At 40.9% G+C, this 24,552-nt stretch carries 16 protein-coding genes, 1 tRNA gene and 8 pseudogenes; 1 reads left to right on the top strand and 24 read right to left on the bottom strand.

What is annotated here, in order from left to right:
• Positions 1-6: 6 nt before the first annotated feature.
• The 13 genes and pseudogenes from RCG23_RS12020 to RCG23_RS11960 form a co-directional block, all read right to left on the bottom strand.
• A tRNA-Lys gene (locus RCG23_RS12020) sits at positions 7-82 on the bottom strand.
• 464 nt (positions 83-546) lie between these two features.
• Positions 547-1,838, bottom strand: a pseudogene (locus RCG23_RS12015) (adenylosuccinate synthase).
• 201 nt (positions 1,839-2,039) lie between these two features.
• Positions 2,040-3,402 (bottom strand): annotated as a pseudogene (gene dnaB / locus RCG23_RS12010) (replicative DNA helicase).
• A 173-nt stretch (positions 3,403-3,575) separates the two neighbouring features.
• Positions 3,576-4,024, bottom strand: a pseudogene (gene rplI / locus RCG23_RS12005) (50S ribosomal protein L9).
• Positions 4,021-5,993 (bottom strand): annotated as a pseudogene (locus RCG23_RS12000) (DHH family phosphoesterase). The pseudogenes rplI and RCG23_RS12000 overlap by 4 nt, the downstream one beginning before the upstream one ends.
• A 30-nt stretch (positions 5,994-6,023) precedes the next feature.
• On the bottom strand, positions 6,024-6,968 hold the full coding sequence (locus RCG23_RS11995) for a YybS family protein (protein WP_308179831.1): 945 nt from the start codon (positions 6,966-6,968) through the stop codon (positions 6,024-6,026).
• Between the two features lie 165 nt (positions 6,969-7,133).
• Positions 7,134-7,370 carry a 30S ribosomal protein S18 gene (rpsR, locus tag RCG23_RS11990; RefSeq protein WP_090832880.1) on the bottom strand — a complete coding sequence of 79 codons (237 nt, stop codon included), beginning with the start codon at positions 7,368-7,370 and terminating at the stop codon, positions 7,134-7,136.
• 51 nt (positions 7,371-7,421) lie between these two features.
• Entirely contained in the window at positions 7,422-7,946 is a 525-nt protein-coding gene (gene ssb / locus RCG23_RS11985; RefSeq protein WP_308179830.1) for a single-stranded DNA-binding protein, read from the bottom strand.
• A gap of 74 nt (positions 7,947-8,020) precedes the next feature.
• Complete coding sequence (rpsF, locus tag RCG23_RS11980) at positions 8,021-8,308, bottom strand: 30S ribosomal protein S6 (protein ID WP_308179829.1); 288 nt, start codon at positions 8,306-8,308, stop codon at positions 8,021-8,023.
• Positions 8,309-8,482: 174 nt separating this feature from the next.
• Positions 8,483-9,583: a redox-regulated ATPase YchF gene (gene ychF, locus RCG23_RS11975; protein WP_308179828.1), complete on the bottom strand. Its 1,101-nt coding sequence runs from the start codon at positions 9,581-9,583 to the stop codon at positions 8,483-8,485.
• A 219-nt stretch (positions 9,584-9,802) separates the two neighbouring features.
• Positions 9,803-11,809 carry a molybdopterin-dependent oxidoreductase gene (locus RCG23_RS11970; protein ID WP_308179827.1) on the bottom strand — a complete coding sequence of 669 codons (2,007 nt, stop codon included), beginning with the start codon at positions 11,807-11,809 and terminating at the stop codon, positions 9,803-9,805.
• 76 nt (positions 11,810-11,885) lie between these two features.
• A complete protein-coding gene (locus RCG23_RS11965; protein WP_308179826.1) occupies positions 11,886-12,086 on the bottom strand; it encodes a DUF951 domain-containing protein in 201 nt (66 codons plus the stop codon).
• 45 nt (positions 12,087-12,131) lie between these two features.
• Positions 12,132-13,000, bottom strand: a pseudogene (locus RCG23_RS11960) (mechanosensitive ion channel family protein).
• Positions 13,001-13,559: 559 nt separating this feature from the next.
• Between RCG23_RS11960 and yyaC the strand changes: the two are divergent.
• Positions 13,560-14,191 (top strand): annotated as a pseudogene (yyaC, locus tag RCG23_RS11955) (spore protease YyaC).
• A 69-nt stretch (positions 14,192-14,260) separates the two neighbouring features.
• Here yyaC and RCG23_RS11950 read toward each other — a convergent pair.
• The 11 genes and pseudogenes from RCG23_RS11950 to rpmH form a co-directional block, all read right to left on the bottom strand.
• Positions 14,261-14,974: a DUF554 domain-containing protein gene (locus RCG23_RS11950; protein ID WP_308179825.1), complete on the bottom strand. Its 714-nt coding sequence runs from the start codon at positions 14,972-14,974 to the stop codon at positions 14,261-14,263.
• A 76-nt stretch (positions 14,975-15,050) separates the two neighbouring features.
• On the bottom strand, positions 15,051-15,902 hold the full coding sequence (locus RCG23_RS11945; protein ID WP_308179824.1) for a ParB/RepB/Spo0J family partition protein: 852 nt from the start codon (positions 15,900-15,902) through the stop codon (positions 15,051-15,053).
• Positions 15,895-16,656, bottom strand: coding sequence for a ParA family protein (locus tag RCG23_RS11940; protein WP_308179823.1), 762 nt, complete (start codon positions 16,654-16,656; stop codon positions 15,895-15,897). The genes RCG23_RS11945 and RCG23_RS11940 overlap by 8 nt, the downstream gene beginning before the upstream one ends.
• A 218-nt stretch (positions 16,657-16,874) precedes the next feature.
• Positions 16,875-17,744, bottom strand: coding sequence for a nucleoid occlusion protein (noc, locus tag RCG23_RS11935; RefSeq protein ID WP_308179822.1), 870 nt, complete (start codon positions 17,742-17,744; stop codon positions 16,875-16,877).
• Between the two features lie 138 nt (positions 17,745-17,882).
• Positions 17,883-18,599: a 16S rRNA (guanine(527)-N(7))-methyltransferase RsmG gene (rsmG, locus tag RCG23_RS11930; protein ID WP_308179821.1), complete on the bottom strand. Its 717-nt coding sequence runs from the start codon at positions 18,597-18,599 to the stop codon at positions 17,883-17,885.
• A 39-nt stretch (positions 18,600-18,638) separates the two neighbouring features.
• The gene (mnmG, locus tag RCG23_RS11925; protein WP_308180044.1) at positions 18,639-20,525 is read right to left on the bottom strand and encodes a tRNA uridine-5-carboxymethylaminomethyl(34) synthesis enzyme MnmG; all 1,887 of its coding nucleotides are present in this window, start codon (positions 20,523-20,525) and stop codon (positions 18,639-18,641) included.
• Between the two features lie 65 nt (positions 20,526-20,590).
• Positions 20,591-21,976 (bottom strand): tRNA uridine-5-carboxymethylaminomethyl(34) synthesis GTPase MnmE, encoded by a 1,386-nt coding sequence (mnmE, locus tag RCG23_RS11920; protein ID WP_308179820.1) that lies wholly within the window; start codon positions 21,974-21,976, stop codon positions 20,591-20,593.
• Positions 21,977-22,281: 305 nt separating this feature from the next.
• Positions 22,282-22,901 (bottom strand): annotated as a pseudogene (gene jag / locus RCG23_RS11915) (RNA-binding cell elongation regulator Jag/EloR).
• Positions 22,898-23,676: pseudogene (gene spoIIIJ, locus RCG23_RS11910) on the bottom strand (YidC family membrane integrase SpoIIIJ). Before spoIIIJ ends, jag begins: the two co-directional pseudogenes overlap by 4 nt.
• 126 nt (positions 23,677-23,802) lie before the next feature.
• On the bottom strand, positions 23,803-24,144 hold the full coding sequence (rnpA, locus tag RCG23_RS11905; RefSeq protein ID WP_308179819.1) for a ribonuclease P protein component: 342 nt from the start codon (positions 24,142-24,144) through the stop codon (positions 23,803-23,805).
• A gap of 210 nt (positions 24,145-24,354) precedes the next feature.
• Complete coding sequence (gene rpmH / locus RCG23_RS11900) at positions 24,355-24,489, bottom strand: 50S ribosomal protein L34 (RefSeq protein WP_063255153.1); 135 nt, start codon at positions 24,487-24,489, stop codon at positions 24,355-24,357.
• Positions 24,490-24,552: the final 63 nt, after the last annotated feature.

Here is a 24,552-nt window from a genome sequence, read left to right as displayed (position 1 = left end):
ATAAAATGGTGAGCCATGAAGGACTCGAACCTTCGACCCTCTGATTAAAAGTCAGATGCTCTACCAACTGAGCTAATGGCTCGAAACTAATAGTATTTACTAATCTTAAATTGCTTCAGATGTTCCGCTTACCTCTTTTCAAGACGTAAGCTCCACAACTCGTAGCGAGTTCACGATGCTTTGCTCGTTGCTCTACCAACTGTGCTCCAAGCATTTCTGTTCCAGACATGCTTTCCGCAAAACCTACAAAGAAGTAACTCGGGAGGTTTACGGTTTAGCTAATGGCTCGAAACTATTAATTGGTTCGCCTAGCAGGTTTTTCTCATTACCTTGGCGACGCTTTTTATAATAACATATCTTTTTTAAAAGATGCAACACTTTTTTAAAACTTTTTTTCTAGTTCATTTAAAATGCTAACAACACACAAATTTCATAGTATGGGAAATAACCACGAATGTCAAAGAATTTATAAAAAAGATCCTTTACCATCTCATATATCGTTAATAAAAGCCCCAGACAGCGTCTGGGGCTCTGCAGCATTCTCGGTTAGTTTTGTCTCCACGGGCTGCGCACAACGTTTGTCTGGGCGCGGTCAGGACCCACAGAGAAGATGGAAAGCGGAATGCCTGTCAGCTGGGATACTCGTTCCAGATAATGACGGGCATTGGCTGGCAATTCATCCAACGTTTTGCAGCCTGTAATATCTTCTGTCCAGCCAGGAAACTCTTCATATACTGGCTCACACTCTGTTAAGATTGACAGGTTTGCCGGATATTCATTTATGAGTTCACCCTTATAACGATAAGCCACACATATTTTTACGGTTTCAATGCCAGTTAAAACATCAATTGAATTCAATGAAAGATCGGTAATGCCGCTGACACGGCGCGCGTGCCTGACAACCACGCTGTCAAACCAGCCTACACGTCGTGGGCGTCCAGTGGTCGTACCATATTCACGGCCAACTTCACGAATCCGGTTTCCCGTTTCATTGTTTAATTCTGTTGGAAAAGGACCGTCTCCTACTCGTGAGGTATATGCTTTACACACTCCGACTACATGGGTAATCTTTGTTGGCCGACTCCGGAGCCAATTGTGACTCCCCCTGCAACAGGATTAGAAGAAGTAACAAACGGATAAGTACCCTGGTCGATATCAAGCATGACACCCTGTGCGCCTTCAAAAAGGACTCTGCGCCCCTCATCAAGAGCATCATTCAAAACAACTGAAGTATCACATACATATTTCTTGATTTGCTGTCCGTACTCATAATATTCATCTAAAATTTCTTCTATTGTAAATCCTGGAGTCTCATAAAACTTTTCGAACAGTCGGTTTTTTTCTTCAAGATTGCGGGCAAGCTTCTCTTCAAATACGTTTCGGTCCAGCAGATCTGCAATCCGAATTCCCACCCTTGCAGCCTTATCCATATATGCTGTGGCTATGCCCTTTTTCGTTGTGCCAATTTTATTGGCGCCTTTTCTCTCTTCTTCCACTTCATCAAGCTTTAAATGATAAGGGAGGATGACATGGGCACGATTGCTAATGCGGAGATTATCGGCAGTAACCCCTTTATCAAGCAAATAGGCAAGCTCTTTTACTAGCGCTTTAGGATCGACGACCATTCCATTTCCAATCACGCTGATTTTATCTTTATAAAAAATACCTGAAGGAATTAAATGCAATTTGTATGTTTCACCGCCAAAACGAATGGTATGGCCTGCATTGTTTCCTCCCTGATATCGTGCAATTACTTCTGCATTTTCTGAAAGGAAATCGGTTATTTTTCCTTTACCTTCATCTCCCCATTGTGTTCCTACAACTACTACTGAAGACATATAAAGCACCTCCGGATATATATAATCATTTTAATGTAATTAACTCAATAGCAATAAATCCTTACTCAGTTTATCAATTAATGGCGTAACAAGTCAACGAAATACGAACGATTATTAATAAATTTTTAAATACGTTCGTAAAAATAGCAGACTATGAAAATAAAAAAGGACAATCCCAAAGGACTGTCCATACAATTGTTTTTAAGCTCCAGGCGGAATCGCGGAGTCATCAAACCGATTCTCTAAATTTACGAATTTATTATACTCTTTCACAAAGGCAAGCTGGACGGTTCCAGTAAGGCCGTTACGCTGCTTAGCGATGATGATTTCAATAATGTTTTTATTTTCGGATTCCTTATCGTAATAGTCATCCCGGTAAAGGAATGCCACGATATCTGCATCCTGCTCAATACTTCCGGATTCACGGATATCAGACATCATTGGCCGTTTATCCTGCCGCTGTTCCACACCACGGGAAAGCTGAGATAGTGCAATGACTGGAACTTGCAATTCACGCGCCAATTGCTTTAATGAACGGGAAATTTCCGATACTTCCTGCTGGCGGTTTTCACCGCTGCGCCCGCTGCCCAGTATTAGCTGCAAGTAATCTATCAAAATCATTCCCAGGCCATGCTCCTGCTTCAGACGCCTGCATTTTGATCGTATATCACTTATTCTGACCCCTGGGGTATCATCAATAAAAATCCCTGCATTTGAGAGGCTTCCCATGGCCATAGTAAGCTTCGCCAGTCTTCATCAGTCAGGGAACCTGTCCTAAGCCTTTGAGCGTCGATATTGCCTTCTGCACACAGTATACGCATAACAAGCTGCTCAGCACCCATCTCAAGGCTGAAAATCGCTACATTTTCTCCGGTTTTAATTGCAACGTTTTGGGCAATATTAAGCGCAAAGGCTGTTTTACCAACAGAAGGACGTGCACCGACAATGATTAAATCGTTACGCTGGAACCCGGCTGTCATGCGGTCTAGTTCGCGGAAACCTGTCTCAATTCCGGTAATATCCCCTTTGCGGTTATGCATTGTTTCAATATTATCATAGGTCCTGACTAGGACATCTTTTATATTATGAAAAGCACCCGCATTTTTTCGCTGGCCACTTCCATGATGTTTTTTTCTGCCTCACTTAAGAGTGCTTCCACTTCATCCTCACGGGTATACCCATCCTGGGCAATTCCTGTCGCTGTCCGGATTAAGCGGCGTAGGAGCGACTTTTCTCCTACTATTCTTGCATAATACTCAATGTTGGCTGCAGTTGGCACGGATCCAGCCAATTCACTAAGATAGCTAACCCCTCCTGTATCCTCAAGGAGTTTGGATGCGGCCAATTCCTCCGTAACGGTAATCAGGTCAACTGCTTTACCGAGGTCATTCAGATTTAGCATAGCATTGAATATTTTTTGATGTGCAGCCCTGTAGAAATCTTCTGGAATGAGCATTTCTGATGCCATTGTTAAGGATGCCGGTTCAAGGAAAATAGCACCAAGAACAGCTTGCTCAGCTTCAACATTTTGTGGCGGCAGACGATCTGCAAATAAATCATTCATATATTTTAACCCCTTTTCTCAGAGGAATAAATTGCTTGAAAAGCAAACACCGTTATAGGCGCTGCCAGTTATGGCCTCTATTTAACTAGAAAAAAAGTGACCAGCAAATACCGATCACATCTTTTCAACTCTTCTATTTTAACACGTTTGGCTATGAAACCGAACTGCCAAATTTAGTTTACTTCTTTAACATGGACAGTCAGGGAAGCTGTCACTTCATGGTGAAGCTTTACTGGGACTTTTGTATGGCCAAGGGAGCGAATGGCATCCTCCATTTCCATTTTCCTCTTATCAATCTTGATGCCGTGTTTCTTTTGAAGCTCTTCGGCAATTTGCTTGGTCGTAATGGAACCGAATAAACGCCCGCCTTCTCCTGCTTTTGCTGAAAGCTCAATCGTAATTTTATCTAATGTCTCTTTTAACTTTTTGGCTTCTTCAAGCTCTGCAGCCGCCTGTTTTTCTTCCTTTTTCTTCTGGGCTTCCAAGGTGCTTGTGTTGGCATTATTTGCTTCAATCGCAAGGCCTGCTTGATTAAAAAATTGTGTGCATAGCCATCAGCAACATTTTTCACTTCGCCTTTTTTTCCTTTTCCTTTAACATCCTTCAAGAAAATGACCTTCATTCCTTTTTTCCTCCTCCAAAATAATCATCTATGGCCTGTTTAAGCTGTATTTCCGCTTCTTCCAGTGATATGCCGGACATCTGTGTAGCTGCATTTGTCAAATGGCCTCCGCCGCTAAGGCTCTCCATAATGACCTGCACATTTACATCGCCCAGTGATCTTGCACTAATGCCAATCACATCATCATTCCTTCGTGAGAGAACGAATGAAGCTGAGACACCATCCATTGTCAGCAATGTATCAGCTGCCTGGGCAATGAGAACCTGGTCATGGATTTCATTGTCTTCTCCTCTGGCAATCGCGAGGCCTTCCCGATAAAAGGATACTGATTCAATCAGCTTCGATCTCTTTATATACGTATTAACACTTTCTTTTAAAAATTTCTGTACTAGCACCGTGTCTGCACCCTGCGCCCGCAAATAGGAGGCTGCGTCAAAGGTTCTGGAGCCGGTTCTTAATGTAAAGCTTTTCGTATCCACAATTATACCAGCCAATAATGCCGTAGCCTCCAGCATGTCAATCTTGCCGCGCTTGGGCTGATACTCAAGCAGCTCTGTTACAAGCTCCGCTGTAGAAGAAGCATATGGCTCCATATAAACGAGGAGCGGATTTTTTATAAAATCCTCGCCGCGGCGATGGTGGTCAATCACGACAACATTGTCAATCTTATTTAAAAGCCTTTCATCAATTACTAGCGATGGTTTATGCGTATCGACAATGACCAGCAAGGTATCATCTGTGGCAATTTCCAAGGCCTCATCAGGGCTGATAAACCGCGAATACAAATCGCCATGCTGTTGGATTTCCTCTACGAGGCGCTTAACGCCTGTATCGATTTCCTGAAAGTCCACAACAATATAGCCTTCACGCTGGTTCATGTGTGCTACTTTATGAATCCCGATGGCAGAACCAATGGCATCCATATCGGGATGTTTGTGGCCCATGATAATAACCTTATCGCTTTCTGCAATTAATTCTTTTAACGCATGGGATATGACACGCGCTCTGACCCGAGTCCTTTTTTCAATCGGGTTCGTTTTTCCACCAAAGAACTTGACTTTACCGTTTGTCTGCTTAATTGCAGCCTGGTCCCCGCCTCTTCCAAGAGCGAGATCAAGGCTTGATTGAGCAAGCGTTCCAAGTTCAGGCAGAGATGAGACACCAGCTCCTACCCCGATGCTTAGTGTAAGGGAAACATTTTGTTTTGATGTTAATTCCCTGACTTCATCCAGGATCGAGAATTTAGCTTTCTCAAGAATTTGAAGTATATGTTCATTAAATACGGCAATAAAGCGTTCTGAAGAAATCCTTTTTAAAAAGATTCCGTTATCCTGGCCCACTTATTCAGGATGGACGTTACCAGATTATTAATGCTGCTTCGCATCTGATCATCCATTCCCTGGGTCAGCTCATCATAATTATCAAGGAAAATGATTGCTATGGCAGTCCGTTCCTCACGGTAGAGCTTTTCAATCTCTGTTTGTTCCGTTACATCAAAAAAGTAAAGAAGTCTTTCTTCGGGTCTATGTATGACTCGGAATTTACGGTCATGGAGCGTGATAATTTCTGTCTCCACTTCCTGCTTTATCAAGGGTATCAACGCATCGGCTACGTCATAAAGCGATCTCCCGACAAGTGTATCTTCGTCAAAACATGATGCCAGGAATGGATTCGTCCATTCGATATAATACTCATCATTAATGAGCATTATCCCAATTGGCATACCCATTAATGCTTCTTCACCGACCCTTTTTACCCTGTAGGAAAGGGTTGATATGTATTCTTCCATTTCCTTCCGCTGCTTATTGTCCAAAACAACCATATAGTAGACAGGAAGGACGAGAAGCAGAAGTCCTGCAAGGGTTAACATCCAATTATATAATGACAGGACGGCAAGGAGCACCACAGCCACACCCAGTAATCCGTAGAAAGGATAACGAATGGACCGTTTTTCTAAATACGCAGGCATGCCTTCAGCTCCTAATCGATAGTGTAATATTTATTGTTTATTTTCCATACGCTTCCTTAAATCGAAGCCTAAGTCAATTATACCTAATATCCTTACGATAGAAAGAAAAACTGGCAACAGGAATGACAGAATGGTAATGATAATTGGTATGGTTTTTGAAGATCCTCTTCTATGGAAAAAATAAAATATAAACGAAATCCCTTGTACCATCATAAATAATTGCAATATATAGGAAAGGTTTAACAAGGCAGCAAACAAATATGTCCCCTTCTCAGGATGCAGCAGCATCGAGGCAAGCATGGTAACCAAGTAATACCACAACAGGCTTTTAGGAAGCTTAATATCCCTAAAAGCTCGCCAGCTCCCGATTGGAATGCCGAACCGTTTTACAATCGGCATAGAGACCAATTGAATTAGGAAAACCATTAAAAAGGATGACATTACGAATAGACTTGGAACAAGTGTGTCAATGAGATCAAGCCCGTTTTTCATTTGTTCAACCATTTTTTCGTTGGCTTGCTCCTGGCCAAAGCCCTTCAGCATGTTCACCGAGGTGTCTAATGAGTCCCTCATCATGTTTATGGCATCATCAATCATATTTACCTTAAAGAAAACAATGCTTACAGCATATTGAATCACAAAGTTGATCAAAAAGACGAGGGCACCTGAAAGAAAGATGGCTGTCCTTCCTTTATTCCTTTGAAGGAGAAAGCCCATTACAGCTCCTGTAGTGCCATAAGCTAATGCGAGAGGAATGGCGAATACATTTCCTGCAATAAATGAAATAAACAATGAAGCAATGATAAAAACCAATATACTTTTCCAATCATTTTTTGCAGCAAACAAGATAAAAGGAAGGGACAGGAAAAAATTCACCCCAATGCCCAGAACTGGAACATAAATCGTTAGTAATAATAAAATAGTGAATGCGGCTAAAAGAATAGCCCCTTCTGTTAATTTGCGGACATTTTTCAATTTTTCACCTCTAAGAATTTCTGCCCTTTTTTCTCTATTTTAGCCAGATAAGCGGCGAGATTCAACTTTCCAATATGAATTGACTCATTTATTCGAGTATGTACTATTCCTGAATAGTAAAAAAGGCAGCAAGGGAACGCCCTCACTGCCTTTTTATTAAAAATTTTATTCACCAGAAACGTATGGTAATAAAGCCATCATACGCGCACGCTTAATCGCGATAGTTAATTTACGCTGATATTTAGCGTGAGTTCCAGTTACACGACGAGGTAAAATTTTACCGCGTTCAGAAATGAACTTCTTAAGAAGATCTACATCTTTGTAATCGATGTTTGTAATTCCGTGAGCTGTAAAATAGCACACTTTACGGCGCTTAGCGCGACCGCCTTTACGTCCTCCCATTGCCATGGTAGTATCCCTCCTTTTAGTTTTATTTTACCGATCTAATTCAGGTTAAAATGGAAGATCATCGTCTGAAATATCGATTTGGCCGTTACCTGCAAACGGATCTTCATCCACTCTTGTATAACCTTGATTATTGTTATTATTGGATTGACGTTGATTCTGATTCCCGCCGTTCCCAAAAGGGTTGCCTTGCTCACGTGGAGCTCCGCCGCCGTAGAAATCGTTGTCGTTTCTTCCACCGCCACTAGACGAGCCTTTAGGTTCTAAGAACTGTACACTCTCTGCTTGGACTTCTGTAACGTAAACACGTTTACCATCTTGTCCTTCATAGTTGCGGGTTTGAATACGGCCATCAACACCTGCCAAGCTGCCCTTTTTCAAGAAGTTAGCCACATTCTCAGCAGGTTTACGCCAAACAACACAGTTAATAAAGTCTGCTTCACGTTCACCTGATTGACTAGAAAATGGTCGATTAACTGCTAAAGTAAAGGTAGCAACTGGAACACCATTCGGGGTGTAACGCAGTTCAGGATCCTTTGTTAAACGGCCGACAAGAACAACACGATTCATCATCAGAATCAACTCCCCTTCTTCTGGAAAATGTTTCATGTGAAACATTCATTCAGAAGTATTTATATCATTTCTACTTATGCTTCTACTTTAATTACAAGATGGCGAAGGATATCTTCGTTGATTTTAGCTAAACGAGAGAATTCTTCTACCGCAGCTGAATCAGAAGTAACCTTCACGATTTGGTAGTAACCGTCACGTAAATCATTGATTTCGTATGCAAGACGGCGCTTACCCCAATCCTTAGTTTCAGCACTTTCCGCACCATTATCAGTTAGGATTGTGTTAAAACGCTCAACTAGAGCCTTTTTCGCTTCATCTTCAATGTTTGGGCGGATGATGTACATAATTTCGTACTTTCTCATCACTTTCACCTCCTTTTGGTCTAAACGGCCCTGTCACGGGCAAGGAGCAATTGTTCATTACTCACAAGTTAAAAGTATAGCACAGAAGGTAATTTATTGCAACGACATTCACGAATGAACATCTATTCCAGTAAAAATACAAAAAGGCCGCAGATAAAATCTGCGGTGCCTCTTTTATACGTTGAAACGGAAGTGGATAATATCTCCGTCTTTTACTTCATACTCTTTTCCTTCAAGCCTTACCTTTCCAGCTTCGCGGGCAGCAACCATGTTCCCAGCAGCCAATAAGTCATCATAGAAAACTGTTTCTGCTCGAATGAATCCGCGTTCGAAGTCTGAATGGATGACACCAGCACACTGAGGAGCCTTCATCCCTTTCCGGAAGGTCCAGGCACGTACTTCCTGCACACCAGCTGTAAAGTAAGTCGCAAGGCCCAACAGGCTGTATGCTGTACGAATTAATTGATCCAAACCAGATTCTTCAATACCAAGCTCAGACAGGAACATTTCCTTTTCTTCTCCATCAAGCTCTGCGATTTCAGATTCAATTTTGGCACAAACCACGATTACTTCCGCATTTTCAGCGGCAGCGAATTCGCGAACCTTTTGAACGTATTCATTATCTGTCGGATCTGCCACATCATCTTCAGAGACATTGGCGACGTAAAGAACTGGCTTAATTGTCAACAAATGAAGATTTTTAACAAGTTTAAGCTGCTCATCTGTAAATTCAACCGCACGGGCTGGCTTTTCTTCTTCGAAAGCTTCTCTTAGCATTGAAAGTACTTCAAATTCCGCAGCTGCATCCTTATCTTTCTGTTTTGCCAATTTCTCCACACGGCCAATTCGCTTTTCAACTGACTCCAAATCGGCAAGAATTAATTCCAAATTAATTGTTTCAATATCATCAATCGGGTCTACTTTACCGGAAACGTGTGTGATATTATCATCTGCAAAACAACGGACTACCTGGCAGATGGCATCTACTTCACGGATATGGGAAAGGAACTTATTTCCAAGGCCTTCGCCTTTGCTGGCCCCCTTTACGATACCGGCAATATCTGTGAATTCAAACGTGGTTGGAACTGTCTTTTTAGGCTGGACAAGTTCTGTCAGCTTCGTTAAACGGTGGTCAGGAACCTCTACGATACCCACGTTTGGATCAATCGTACAGAAAGGATAGTTGGCAGACTCAGCCCCTGCCTGTGTAATCGCATTAAATAAGGTAGACTTGCCGACATTCGGCAGTCCAACGATACCTGCTGTTAAAGCCATTCGAGTTTCACTCCTCTTAATAGTTGTATCTATGATAGTACAAAAAATAGATGTCCAAAATGATTAAAAATCCTTCCACAATTATAGGCATTCAACCTTAAAAAGACAAGCTTTCCCGAAGGAAATAAAGAAAACTCGCGGATTTAAGGGGGAAAGACAGAGGCATACTTTCTTATAAGCTAAAAAACCGCCGTTTTTTGAACGGCAGTTTTTTAGGTGTCATTTTATTTTTTCTAGATTCACCAGGCAATCATATAAAATGCTTCCAAGGCCATTATCCGACTCTCCATTTGAAGTGAGCAGATTTACTGAACCCCCAAATCGAGTCCAGATGCCTTCATCTATATTGATTGTATTTGGATGGGCTTGTTTCAAGATGGATAAATACCCTTCTATTTCGCCGCGGTTATTCCAAACTCTTACCCTTTCACCTTCTTGAAGCTGGAGCTCTTCAGCAATATTTTGTGCAACCTCAATTTTCACGGAAGGCTCTTTGGGAAGGAGGTGATAGTTCTGGGAATGGTTAGACCTTAAAGGGTGAATGGTTAAAAGCGAATACGGAAATTCCTTTGCAAGCTTTGGATTGTTCCATTTCGATTCTTCCGGCAAAGATAATTTCAGTTTGCCGCTATCCCCTTTTAACTGCCCAAGCTGGGAGGTAAATTCATATTTACCTGATGGCGTTTTAAAATGACCACCTTCCCATGGAATCTTTTCTACCGGCAATTCAATGAAATTCTGCTGTTTTAATTTTGCTAAGGTTATTCCGAATGGTTCAAGGTGCTTAATGCACATTTCAAGCCATTCATCTCTTGAATAATTAAATTCTTCGCCAAAGCCAAGGCGATTAGCGAGTTGCCCCCAAATCCACAAATCAGGCTTTGCTTCGCCAGGCGGCTCAAGGAGTTTGGGACCGTAATTGACATAATGATGATACATGGAAGAGTAATAGATATCTTCCTCTTCAAAAGATGTTGCAGCAGGAAGGACATAGTCCGCCAGCATGGCTGTATCTGTCATGTAATGATCAATTACGACCAGCTTAGAAACCGAGGAAAAAGCTTTTTTAACAAGATTAGAATTCGGTACCTGCAGAAGCGGATTACCGCATGTAACAATGATCATTTTAATCTCAGGATTAACTGCTTCCAGAATTTCCTCTGCTTGCTTCATCATTGTAAACTGCCTGTGGTATTCTTTTGCATCTGAACGAGTCAGTTCACTAAAACTGAAGCTCTGCCCTACCTGGAGATTGGCATAATTTGCGCCGCCCCCGCTAATTCCAATATTGCCACTGACCGCCGCAAGTGCATCAATCAGGCGAATCGTATTTCCACCATTTTTATACCGCTGCATGCCGAGGCCCATATGGATGGAGGTCGGCCTATCAGCAAATATATAGGCAAGGGTGGTAATCATTTCAATTGTCACTTCAGTTTTTTTGCTGATTTCTTCTAAGGAAATACTGTTAAGCAGCTTCAAAAACTCCTCAAAGCCCAATGTATGATCATTTAGGAATTTGCTGTCCTCTAATTTCAGACGAAGGATTTCTTTTATAATCCCTGCTGCTAAAAGGCCGTCCATACCTGGTTTTACGGAAATGTATTGATCTGCTATTTTCGCTGTGGCGTTGTGAATAGGATCAATCACAAATAGCTTTGCACCATTCTTTTTCGCAAGTTGAAGGTTTTCATAGAGATGCATGTTGGTTCTTGCTACATTCCTGCCCCAGATAACAATATTTTTGCTATTTAATATATCGATTGGTGCATGGCTATAAGCATCACCAAAATCCCATTTTTGCGCTTCAATTCCAGCTCCCCAGCAAAGTGATCCTTTTAGTTCAGTAACCCCGCCAAAACAATTGAAAAAGCGCTGATCCAGATTTTTCAATGCACCGTTATTGGCATAATCATGGCTGTGAAGGACGGCTAAAGGTCCATATTCTTCTTTAATCTCTTTTAAATGAAAAGCAATTTCATCCAGGGCTTTTTCCCAGGATATTTGCTTGAATTCCCCGTCTATCTTTTTTAATGGATACAGCAGTCGATTCTGTGAATTTGTACGCTTTTCCAGCATCCTGCCCCGTCCACAGATTTTCCCCTTTGTAATCGGATGATTCGGGTCACCGTCCACTTTAATTACCTTTCCACCGTCAACAGTAACATGAAAACCGCAGCTATCCCAGCAGTTCAATGGACAGGCAGATTGAAAAACCTTTGCCACAATCTCCACCCCCGGTTCTTGAAACTTTCTTTTCCTTTTACATTAATACACATTTGCATAAAAAAAAGCATGAAGTTTATTCCTCTTCATGCCTTACTAGTATTTTTTTAACCTTGCGTGAAAACTCTTTCCTTGGGATTAATACACTATGACTGCATCCTTCGCATTTAATCCTTATATCCATTCCAAGGCGGATTATTTTCCAGCGGTTTGCCCCGCATGGATGAGGCTTTTTCATTTCGACAACATCATTTAGGAAGAACTCCTTTTGTTCCATGTTTTAACCTCCTATACCCTGCAGTTATGCAAAATGAGTTTATTTCTATTCCGTTCCCTTTGTTTCATCCTGCCTCGAGTACATGACCAGCCTTGGTAAAGGAATTTCAATTCCATTTTCATCAAGTACCATTTTTACTTCTTTCCTGATCATCCTGGCGATATAAAAATGGCGCATCGGAAGAGTTTCCGCCACAATACGCAGCACAATTTCAGAAGGTGGAAGTTTTGGACTCCCAATAATTCAGGCGCTTTAATCAAGTCTTCATACTGTTCAGGAAGCTTTTCCAGCAACTCCTGTATCACTTTCTCTGCCTTATCAATATCTTCTCCATAAGCGATTCCGACATCAACAGCTGCTACACTGTTATTTAAGGAAAAATTCGTCACCTGGCTAATACTTCCATTAGGTAGAATATGCAATTCGCCAGTCCAATTTTTTAATTTTGTAGTTCTAAGGCCAATTGCTTCGACGTTCCCCTCGAACTGTCCCACCCTAATATGATCGCCAACTGAAAACTGGTCTTCAAATATGATGAAAAATCCGGATATTATATCTTTGACAAGATTCTGAGCACCGAAACCAACAGCCAAACCAACGATCCCAGCACCAGCCAGCAAAGCTTTAACATCAATTGTGAGGACGGATAATATCATCATAAAAGCAATGAAGTAAACTACGTAGGACAAAATATTATCTAACAGTCTTTCCAATGTCATCTCACGACGTTCCGACACTCTCAATGGTGATCGGTTTCTTAGTTTAAAAGTATTATGTATGGCAAGCTTGCCAATTCGGATTAAGAGTCCGGAGATGAATAAAATGGCCACAATTTTAATAAAACCTTCTCCAAGTGAAGCCCAAGTTCCTTCATTCAGGAATTTTTTTGAGGTTGTATGAATAACAGTTTGAATAGAACCCAATTTCTCACCTTCTTAAATGCTTTCTAAAAACAATATCAAATCAAATCTATTTTAACAATTTTCCTTGCCTCCGTGTAGCCTCAACTATATTTCTATTTTTTCAGAAAAGCATTCAGTTCTTTTTACCCAGCTACCCTCTTACCTGCATCTTTTGACCCTGTTTAGTTAAAACCTATTACAGGTATGTATACATTACCTGTATTTTCCGTATACTGTTACTACTTCGAAAAGCGGAAGCGCCTTCGGAACAAGCAAACCCCAGCTTGTTCCTGCGAAGCTTATTCTCTTAGTAGCTTCCCTTAGTGTTCACCCCCGACAAGCATAAGACCAACCGCGAGGAGGCGTTTTTCAGCCACCCCAGCGAGGCGACTGCTTGGAATACTCCCTAGAAGCCTTGCGATGCAGCATTTTTTTTGCTGCATGAGCAGTTCATCTCTGAATAATCTTCTTTGTTGGCTTATGACCTCGAGGGGGTAGGCGCTAGAGCTAGACATGGGTACTATTAGAAAAACTTATGCTTTTTTATCACTATAAATAAGGAGTGGACTTGATGAATCTAAAACAAAGCTTTTTTGACAGGAGGGGCAGCGCAAGGATTCTTCATGATGACCATCAGGCAGCTGACACGCTTGCTACCGAGCTAATCTCCCATTTGCCAGCATTGACCAGCCGTCCGATTGTGATCGTATGTATCGGCACTGACCGTTCAACTGGAGATTCATTAGGGCCACTTGTTGGAACTTTTCTTGAAGAAAAAAACTTGAATCCTTTTTTGTTTATGGAACTCTGGAGGATCCGATTCATGCTGTCAACCTTGGTGAGAGGTTGAAGGAAATTAAAGAAAAGCACTTTCACCCATTTATTATAGGAATTGATGCCTGTCTTGGAAGGTTTAAAAGTGTGGGATATATCCAATTAGCTGATGGACCGGTTAAACCAGGCGCAGGAGTGAATAAAGAACTTCCTGAAGTCGGTGATATGCATATTACCGGTATCGTCAATGTGAGTGGTTTTATGGAATTCTTTGTGCTGCAAAATACAAGATTAAACCTTGTTCTTAAAATGGCCAAAACCATTGCAAGCGGAATTCATAGCGCGAGCCTTAATTACCCGAAAAAAACGAACTATTCCAATTTGAATTGGGGAATGGAACAGGTGCAGGCACGTGAACAGACTTTATAATTTACATTTTTTTACAATTTATTTATACTAAAAACAGGAAAGACCTTAGCAGCCTTTCCCGTTTTTGCGTTAAATAAATTGGTGATATTGATAAATAATTGTCACGATTATACCTGTTACAAGTATGCCAGGCAATAGATTTGCTACTTTTATTTTGACTATCCCAGTCAGATTCAAGCCAATGGCAAAAATCATTACCCCGCCGGTTGCCGTCATTTCCTTAATAAATTGGTTCATCAATGCTTGAGGAACAATCTGATCTATTTGGGTTGCAAACAAAGCAATTAATCCTTCATATATCATGACGGGGATGGCAGAGAAAATCACTCCAATTCCAAGCGTTGTCGTTAATATAATTGAAGTAAAACCATCAATGATTGATTTCGTATAGAGAACATCATGGTCACCACGGATACCACTGTCCAGTGCACCAATGATAGCCATTGCCCCGATGACAAAAATCAAGGTGGCAGTTACAAACCCCTCAGAGATACTGCCTTTACCATTCGAGCCTATTTTCTTTTCCAGCCAGCCTCCAAGAGAATTCAGCTTTTCCTCCAGCGCAAGCAACTCACCGATTACAGCACCGATCACTAAACTAAGAATAACAATTAAAAAGTTTCCACTTTTCATTCCCATTTGCAGACCCAGTACAATAACAGATAATCCAATCGCATACATGACGGTCTTTTTCATTCCTTCTGGTATCCGATGGAGCAGTTTTCCAAGAAGTGTTCCCACTATGATGAGGGCACCATTAACAAGAGTACCAAGTAAAAACATAAACTTCACCTATTTTTCTTTGATAATATAAGATCCTAAAAGAGCCTAATAAAAAAACAAACCATCATTAGATGGTTTACATGGAATCGCGATCGAGAAGCTCTAAAATCCTCTCGAGATCATCCTCTGAGAAAAATTCTATCTCTATTTTCCCTTTGCTTTTTGACTGTTTGATATTTACAGTAGTCCCAAACTTTTCTCTAAGGGAATATTCCCGCTCCTGGATAAATATGTTCTTTTTCTTTTCCGGCTTCAATGTTTCACGTGAAACATTTTCATTAATTTGCTGAATGAGTTTTTCAAGCTGTCTGACATTCAAATTTTCATTTAATATCTTTTCAACGATTAAAGGAATCTTTGCCTTTTGACGCAGACCTAGAAGTGCCCGTCCATGTCCCATGGATATTTTCCCTGCTGATATTTGCTCCTGCACATTTTGTGGAAGAGAGAGAAGCCGAATATGATTAGCAACATGGGGACGGCTTTTACCAAGCCGCTTCGCTACTTCTTCCTGGGTAAGCTTCAGCTTTTCCATCAGAGTTTGATAGGCCAGTCCTTCTTCAATGGGATTTAAGTCTTCACGCTGAAGATTTTCAAGAACGGCTAATTCCATCATTTGCTGCTCTGTTAGATCCCTGACAACAGCTGGTACATTTTTAAGCTTTGCTTCCTTTGCTGCACGAAAACGCCTTTCACCCACAACAATTTCATAGCCTTTTATGCTTTTGCGGACGACGAGCGGCTGTAAGATGCCATGTTCAATAATAGAAGCTTTAAGTTCATCAATGGCATCCTGTTGAAATACCTTACGGGGCTGGTATGGATTTGGCCGCAATTCTTTAATGCTGATTTCCTGGATAGTTTCTTCTTTTCCAGCTTCCATATTTGGGAAAAATGCATCTAGTCCTTTTCCTAAACCTTTAGCCATTCGAAACCACTTCCTTTGCCAAATCTAAATAAACCTCTGCACCACGCGATTTTGGATCATAGATAATGATCGGTTCGCCATGGCTGGGTGCTTCGCTTAAGCGTACATTTCTAGGAATAATAGTTTTATAGACTTTGTCCTGAAAATATTTTTTTACTTCTTCAATGACCTGAATGCCCAGATTCGTTCGCGCATCAAGCATTGTTAACAGAACGCCTTCAATTTTCAAATCCTGGTTTAAATGCTTTTGCACAAGGCGTACCGTGTTTAAAAGCTGGCTGAGGCCTTCCAATGCGTAATATTCACATTGAACCGGGATTAAAACAGCATCTGAAGCTGTCAATGCATTAATAGTTAATAAGCCAAGGGAGGGAGGACAATCAATTATGATATAATCATAATTCCCTTTTACTTCCTCAAGTGCCCTTTTAAGGCGGACTTCTCTGGAAATCGTCGGGACAAGCTCAATTTCTGCCCCTGCCAATTGAATTGTCGCAGGAAGAGTAAAAAGATTCTCCACACTTGTCGGCTTAATGACGTCTATAGCTTCCACATCGTCTACTAACACATCATAAATGCACTGATCGACCTCGGCTTTCTCAATGCCAATTCCGCTTGTTGCATTCCCTTGAGGATCGATGTCTACCAATAAAACTTTTTTTCCTATGTATGCTAAGCAGGCGCCCAGATTGACAGATGTTGTCGTTTTACCGACTCCGCCCTTCTGATTCGCGATTGCAATAATTTTGCCCACGATGTCACCTACCTTCTTAATTTCCTGATATTTGTTAAAGAAAAATTTGATTCTGCCTAACTAGTTAGCCGTTAACATGTCAAAAATAAACAGCCATGTTATCTATTTTATCATGAAAATGAATGATTGTAGTTTTTTTTCTAAAAATATTCAATCGATTCCTTTCCTTAAATATAACAAAAAACCGAACAAGTGTTTGTCCGGTTTATCTAAATAAATTACTTTTTCTTTGGTATACGTATGGTGAATTGATAAAACTCCTCAAATTCCTCTTCCTCTGAATTAAGATTGATGCCACTGTCAGAAACCATTGACAGAGATTGTCGAATCGTATTGACCGCAATTCTCATATCCTTGCTGACAGCCTTCCGCTTTGGCTTTGGCTTGGCGTTCTTTTCTTCCAGCAATCTTACAACCCGTTCTTCGGTCTGCTTAACATTCAGATTCCGTTCAATGATTTCCGCTAACAGTTTCACCTGTTTTTCCGGATCCTTTAGAGGAATAAGGGAGCGGGCATGCCGCTCAGTGATCCTTTTATTTAACAATTCTTCCTGTACTTCCTGCGGCAATTTAAGCAGACGCAATTTATTTGCAACTGTCGACTGCCCTTTTCCCAGTCTTTGAGCCAATGCTTCCTGCGTTAAACTATGAAGCTCAAGTAATTTGCCATAAGCAATTGCCTCTTCAATCGGCGACAGCTCTTCACGCTGCAAATTCTCAATTAAAGCAACTGAAGCTGTTTCAGTATCATCCATATTTTTTATAATAGCGGGAACTTCTTCCCAGCCCAGTTTTTTCATTGCTCGCCAGCGGCGTTCTCCGGCAATAATTTCAAATTTATCCGTCTCAAATTCTCTCACAACGATTGGCTGGATTATACCGTGAATATGAATCGTACGGGATAATTCCTCTATTTTATCCTCATCAAAAACTGTTCGAGGCTGAAAACGGTTTGGAACAATATTTTCTATTCTGATTTTCTTAATTTCTTCCAATTCACCGTTTTTTTCGGTTTCCAATTCCTGTCCAATTTCCAATTGGTCTCCCTTATCGCCCAGGCCAAAAAAGCGTGAAAAAGTTTGCTTCATCCCCAGCACCACCTTTAAGAAACTCCCTATTACTTATTCTCTATAAAACGACAAGTTCCTGCTGCATGACTGTATTTTCATCCGACATTTACTGTTCAAAAGAAAGGATCGCATAGAAATCCCCATTGCAAGAGACTGTTATTCAATCGGCAGTTTATTAGGAGTGCCGGGTTTCCTTGGGTACTTCTTAGGCGTCTGTTTTTCCTTTTTGATGATAAGAATATTCCTTTCACTTTCCTCAACAGGGAGAGAAAAAGTAAACACTTCACCTAATTTTCCGCCAAGAACAATAATTGCTTTATTCGCCGCAGCAATTTCTTCCTTTGCGCTTGCAGCCTTCATAGCAATGAAATGTCCGCCTATTTTTACGAGTGGCAAACAGAGCTCGCTTAATACAGACAAACGGGCGACAGCTCTTGCCGTTACAACATCGTAGGATTCTCTGTGCCCCGCCTTCAACCCGAATGTTTCTGCACGGTCATGAATAAAATGGACATTTTCCAATTTAAGAACCTTTGCAAGATGATTTAAAAATGTAATTCTTTTATTCAAAGAATCGACAATGGTAACCTCAATATGAGGAAATGCGATTTTTAAGGGAATGCTTGGAAAGCCTGCTCCAGCGCCTACGTCACATAAACTGAAAGGTTTTGTGAAATCAAAATGCAATGCTGCTGTTATCGAGTCAAAGAAATGTTTTAAATAAACTTCTTCCTTTTCGGTAATAGCAGTCAGGTTCATTTTTTCATTCCATTCCACCAATGTTTCATAATAGGTTTCAAATTGTTCCAATTGCTCAGCAGACAAATTGATTCCCTTTTCAGCCAGCATTGCCCGAAATTGTTCTTTGTTCATTAGAAACCTTCCTCGCTCTATCTGCGCTAGGGCAAATACTTATTCATTGGATACTCGTGCAATCCGTCCCTGTTCTATATAAACAAGAAGTATAGAAATATCAGCCGGGTTTACACCTGATATACGTGATGCCTGTGCAAGCGAAAGAGGTTTGATCTCTTTCAGCTTTTGTTTTGCTTCTGTCGCAATCCCATTAATAGCATCGTAATCAATGTTTTCCGGTATTTTTTTATTTTCCATTTTCTTAAGTTTTTCTACCTGTTGAAGCGATTTTTCAATATAGCCCTCGTATTTAATTTGAATTTCTACCTGCTCTTTAACATCATCATCCAAAGCCACATCACTAGGGGCAATCTTTTCTATATGTTCATAACCCATTTCCGGACGCTTTAATAAGTCGGAAGCTCGAATGCCATCCTTAAGCTCGCTCCCACCGGTGCTCCGGATCATTTCTTGAACTTCTGTGGAAGGTTTTAAAATAATGGATTGTAATCTTTCCTTCTCACCTTCGACCTGCTGTTTTTTACCTGAGAATCGATCAAAACGCTCTTGTTTGATTAAGCCTATTTTATATCCAATTTCCGTTAGTCTCAAGTCCGCATTGTCGTGGCGGAGAAGAAGTCGGTATTCTGCTCTTGAAGTAAGCAAACGGTATGGCTCATTCGTTCCTTTGGTAATAAGGTCATCAATCAGTACACCAATATAAGCATCTGAACGGCTTAAAATTAATTCTTCCTTGCCAAGAGCCTTCAAGCCTGCATTAATTCCAGCCATAAGGCCTTGCCCTGCCGCCTCTTCATAACCCGAAGTACCATTGATTTGGCCGGCTGTGAAGAGGTTTTGAATTTTTTTTGTTTCAAGGGTTGGCCATAGCTGAGTTGGAACGATTGCATCATACTCAATGGCATAGCCGGAGCGCATCATTTGTACATTTTCAAGGCCAGGGATCGTGTTTAAGATTTTCTGCTGTACGTCTTCAGGAAGGCTGGTCGATAATCCCTGCACATACACTTCCTGAGTATTTCTCCCTTCAGGTTCAAGAAAAATTTGGTGGCGCGGTTTATCATTAAAACGCACTACCTTATCTTCGATAGAAGGGCAATAACGAGGTCCAGTCCCTTTAATCATCCCAGAATACATGGGGGAACGATGCAAATTTTGATCAATCAGCTGATGGGTTGATTCATTCGTATATGTCAGCCAACATGGGAGCTGGTCAGTAATAAATTTTGTCGTTTCATATGAAAAAGCCCTTGGTGTATCATCTCCAGGCTGTATTTCCGTTTTGCTGTAATCAATCGTTTGGCTGTTGACCCTTGGAGGCGTTCCAGTTTTAAACCGGACAAGACCGAATCCAAGCTCCTGTAAATGTTCGGACAGCTTAATCGATGGCTGCTGATTATTAGGTCCACTTGAGTACTTTAAGTCACCAATGATAATTTCCCCGCGCAGAAACGTTCCAGTCGTAATGACGACTGTTTTGGAACGGTAAACAGCTCCAGTTTTCGTGATGATTCCTTTACAAATGCCATCCTCAACAATTAGCCTCTCGACCATTCCCTGAATTAACGTCATATTGGATTCATTTTCAATTGTCTTTTTCATTTCATGCTGATAGGAAAATTTGTCTGCCTGTGCTCTTAAAGCACGGACTGCACCTTTACCTGTATTCAGCATTCTCATTTGGATATGTGTTTTATCGATATTTCTTCCCATTTCCCCGCCCAGTGCGTCAATCTCTCGGACTACGATTCCCTTGGCTGGGCCTCCTACAGATGGATTGCAGGGCATAAAAGCAACCATGTCGAGGTTAATGGTAATCATCAATGTTTTTGCTCCGAGCCGGGCAGCTGCCAGTCCTGCTTCACAGCCTGCATGTCCTGCACCGATGACTACGACGTCATAATTTCCTGCTTCGTATTGCATCATGCTGCCTCCTTATAAAATTCTTAATGCTTTATTATAAAATTCCCCATATAGGAACGATTTTCTTATTTCCCTAGACAAAATTGCGAGAACAACTGATCGATTAAGCTTTCGTGTACACTTTCACCGATAATTTCGCCGAGTATTTCCCACGTTCTCGTCAAGTCAATTTGAACGATATCAATCGGGGTTCCTATTTCAACCCCTTCAATTGCTTCCTCAATCGCAGTTAATGCCTGATGAAGCAAGGCAATATGCCTGGTATTTGACACATATGTCATATCTCCCGCTTCAAGGGATCCTTCAAAGAATAAAGAAGCAATCGCCTCTTCCAATTCATCCACACCGCGATCTTCTAGAAGAGATGTTGCAACGATTTTATGGCCTTTTGCCAAATCCTTTACTCGATCCATATCGATTTGTGCAGGGAGATCTGTTTTGTTCACTATTATGATCACATCAAGGCCATTGACAGCCTCAAAGATTTTCACATCTTCCTCTGTCAGGGCATCTGAGTAATTTAATACGAGTAAAATAAGATCTGCTTCCTTCAAAACCTGACGCGACTTCTCAACGCCGATCCGTTCTACAATATCTTCTGTTTCCCTAATGCCTGCTGTATCCAGCAATCTTAAAGGAACACCCCTTACATTGACATATTCTTCGATAACATCTCTAGTCGTCCCTGGAATATCTGTTACGATTGCTTTATTCTCCTGGACAAGGCTATTTAATAAAGAGGATTTTCCAACATTCGGGCGGCAGACAATGACCGTCGACAATCCTTCCCGCAAAATTTTCCCTTGCTGCGAAGTTTGCAGAAGCTTTTTAATTTCTCCCTGGACTAAGGAAGCTTTTGGAAGCAGCATATTATGTGTCATTTCTTCCACATCATCGTATTCCGGATAATCGATATTCACTTCTATATGGGCAAGGGTTTCTAAAATCTCCTGTCTCAGTTTACGGATTAGCTTTGACAGACGTCCTTCCATTTGTCCCAATGCGACATTCATTGCACGATCCGTTTTTGCCCTGATTAAATCCATTACTGCTTCAGCCTGTGATAGATCAATCCGTCCATTTAGAAAAGCGCGTTTTGTAAATTCACCCGGTTCAGCCAATCTGGCACCATTTTTCAAAGCCAGCTGCAAAACTCGATTCACAGATACAAGACCGCCATGGCAGTTGATTTCTACCACATCTTCCTTCGTAAAGGTTTTCGGTCCCTTCATGATAGTAATCATGACCTCTTCAATTTTTACACCGTCCTTTGGATCAAAGAGGTGTCCATAATGAATCGTATGTGAAGGTACTTCAGTCAATTTTTTAGAGCCAATGCTTTTGAAAATTTTATCGGCAATCGTAATGGCTTCATCGCCGCTTAAACGTACAATGGCAATTGCGCCCTCTCCCATTGGTGTTGATATGGCTGCTATCGTATCAAATTCCACTTCTTTCACCTCTCCTTCATTAAGGATAAATCTATATAAGCGTTTTTCAGCTCTTTAAAGGTAATTTCTCCAAATTACTAGAATACCACATCAGTTTATCTTAAAAAAGAATATCTTCCCGATTCACTAGCATTAATTTGAAATTTTCTTATTAGAAAATAGCGGATTTATCCACAATACAAATTCTTTCACCTGTCTTATTTTAACTTATCCACATGTGAATAACAATAAAACAAAGACCGCACTATCCACAATATAAAAAAGGCAAAAAAAACATCCCGCCGGCTGGCAGGATGTTTTAGTGATTATTTAACTGGCGAGATGACGATATGGCGGTGCGGTTCGGCTCCATCGGATAGAGTTTTTACCCGCTTATTGCCAAACAGGGCGCTATGGATCACCTTGCGTTCATATGAAGGCATCGGTTCCAAAGCGACATCTTTCCCCGTTTTTATTGCTTTTTGGGCTAGCCTTTGTGCCAATTGAATCAGTGTATCATTTCTTCTTTTACGGTAATCCTCAGCATCGAGCAGGACCGTCAAATACTGATTTGAAAAACGGTTGATTACCAATTGTGTCAGATATTGAAGGGAGTTAAGTGTTTGCCCTCTTTTTCCAATCAGCAAAGCAATTTTTTCACCGGTTAAAACAAAGTGGACATGTTTTCCGTCCCGCTTCACTTCAATATTGATCGGTGCTCCCATTTTATCGCTTACCTGGATTAAGAAGTTCTTTGCTTCTTCAATCGGATCATTTTTTACTGTTACTTTTACAACAGCCTGCGTGAGCCAAAAATGCCGAAAAACCCCTTTTTTCCTTCATCAATTACAACAAATTCTGTGCGGTCTTTGGTTGTGTTTAGTTGAGCTAAAGCTGATTCTACTGCTTCTTCGACGGTTTGTCCTGTAGCAGTTACCTGTTTCACTTTTTTGCTCCTCCCGCATTGCCGGCTGCTGAAGCCTTCTTCAGCTCCGGCCTTTAATAAAGTATGTCTGAACAATCATGAATAAATTTCCAACTACCCAGTATAAAGAAAGTGCTGCCGGAAACTTAACCGCAAATATGATAATCATAATCGGCATCAGCCAAAGCATCATAGCCATTTGCGGATTTTGGTTTTCTGTGCCAGCCATCATCATTTTTTGCTGAATAAATGTCGTGATACCTGCGATCAAAGGCAAAATATAATATGGATCAGGTGATCCAAGGTCGAACCAAAGGAAATTTTGCTCCGCTATGGCTCTTGTCCTCGAAATTGCATGGTAAAATCCAATTAAAATCGGCATTTGAATCAATAGCGGGAAGCAGCCTGCCAATGGATTGACACCATTTTTTTGAAATAGTGCCATCGTTTCCTGCTGCAGCTTCTGCTGTGTTTTCTGATCCTTCGAGCTGTACTTTTCTTTAAGACTCTTCAATTCAGGCTGCAGAGCCTGCATCGCTTTTGAGCTTCTTGTTTGCTTAATCATCAGAGGCAGGATAATCAGGCGGATTAAAATCGTTACCACGATAATCGATAACCCGAATTTATTCCCCAATAGATGGGCGACCTTCGTAATAAACCAGGATAAAGGATAAACGATGTACTCGTTCCATAAACCTGTGCTTTCCGGAGTAATCGGCTTCTTTATTTCACTGCATCCTGTTAAAAGCAGAATCAATGAAGCTAAACCAATTAAAAGAAATATTCGTTTTTTCAACCGCAATTTCCTCCTTGCTATCTTTTTTATTGTTTATCAAGCAATATTCAGAAATCCTTATGTAGTTAATAGCCCTGATGCCCTGATATAAAATTTATTCAGCATTTCCAGAAATGAGGGGTAAAATTATTTCCGCAAAACTTTCCCAACCTTTAAAACATGGGTTAAGCTTTTCTTTACATCAAAGAAGTCCATTTCCGATGTCGGCTTCCTTGCAATAATGACATAATCATTTCCATCCATCAGCTGGTCTGTTAATTCAAGTATCGTCTGGCGTATGTACCTTTTGATTTGATTCCTCATAACGGCATTACCGATTTTTTTGCTTACAGAAAGGCCAATTCGAAAAAAAGGCTGCTCTTCTTTACTTAGGGCATAAACGACAAACTGCCTGTTTGCAAATGAACGGCCTTTCTGAAAAGCTTCTTGAAAATCTTTATTTTTCTTTATGCGCATTTCTTTTTTCATGAATTTCCACCTTAGTCCCGAATGGTCCAAATTAGATCAGACAGTTTCTACTATAACCATTAGATGAATCCATAACCATTGCGGAAATTTTTTTATGTGGTCAGGCTGAGGATCCACGAAAATCTGGCATGCTCAGCCTGGCCAATATTAATGCCGCTGCGAATTTTCTTTTGATTATGAGAAAAAAGACCACTGAGACATGCCAGTGGTCTAAGCTGATAATACTTTTCTTCCCTTTTGACGACGGCGAGCAAGAACCTTACGTCCGTTTGCTGAGCTCATACGACTACGGAAACCGTGAACTTTGCTATGTTTACGTTTATTTGGTTGATACGTTCTTTTCATTATATGACACCTCCCTGAGGAATAGCTGTTAAAGACAGTCTTAATTATTATAAAGATGTACCC

The organism is Neobacillus sp. PS3-34 (assembly GCF_030915465.1).
Taxonomy (GTDB): Bacteria; Bacillota; Bacilli; order Bacillales; family Cytobacillaceae; genus Neobacillus_A.
The sequence above is the reverse complement of the archived record's forward strand: the minus strand, read 5'-3'. Positions and strand labels throughout refer to the sequence as shown.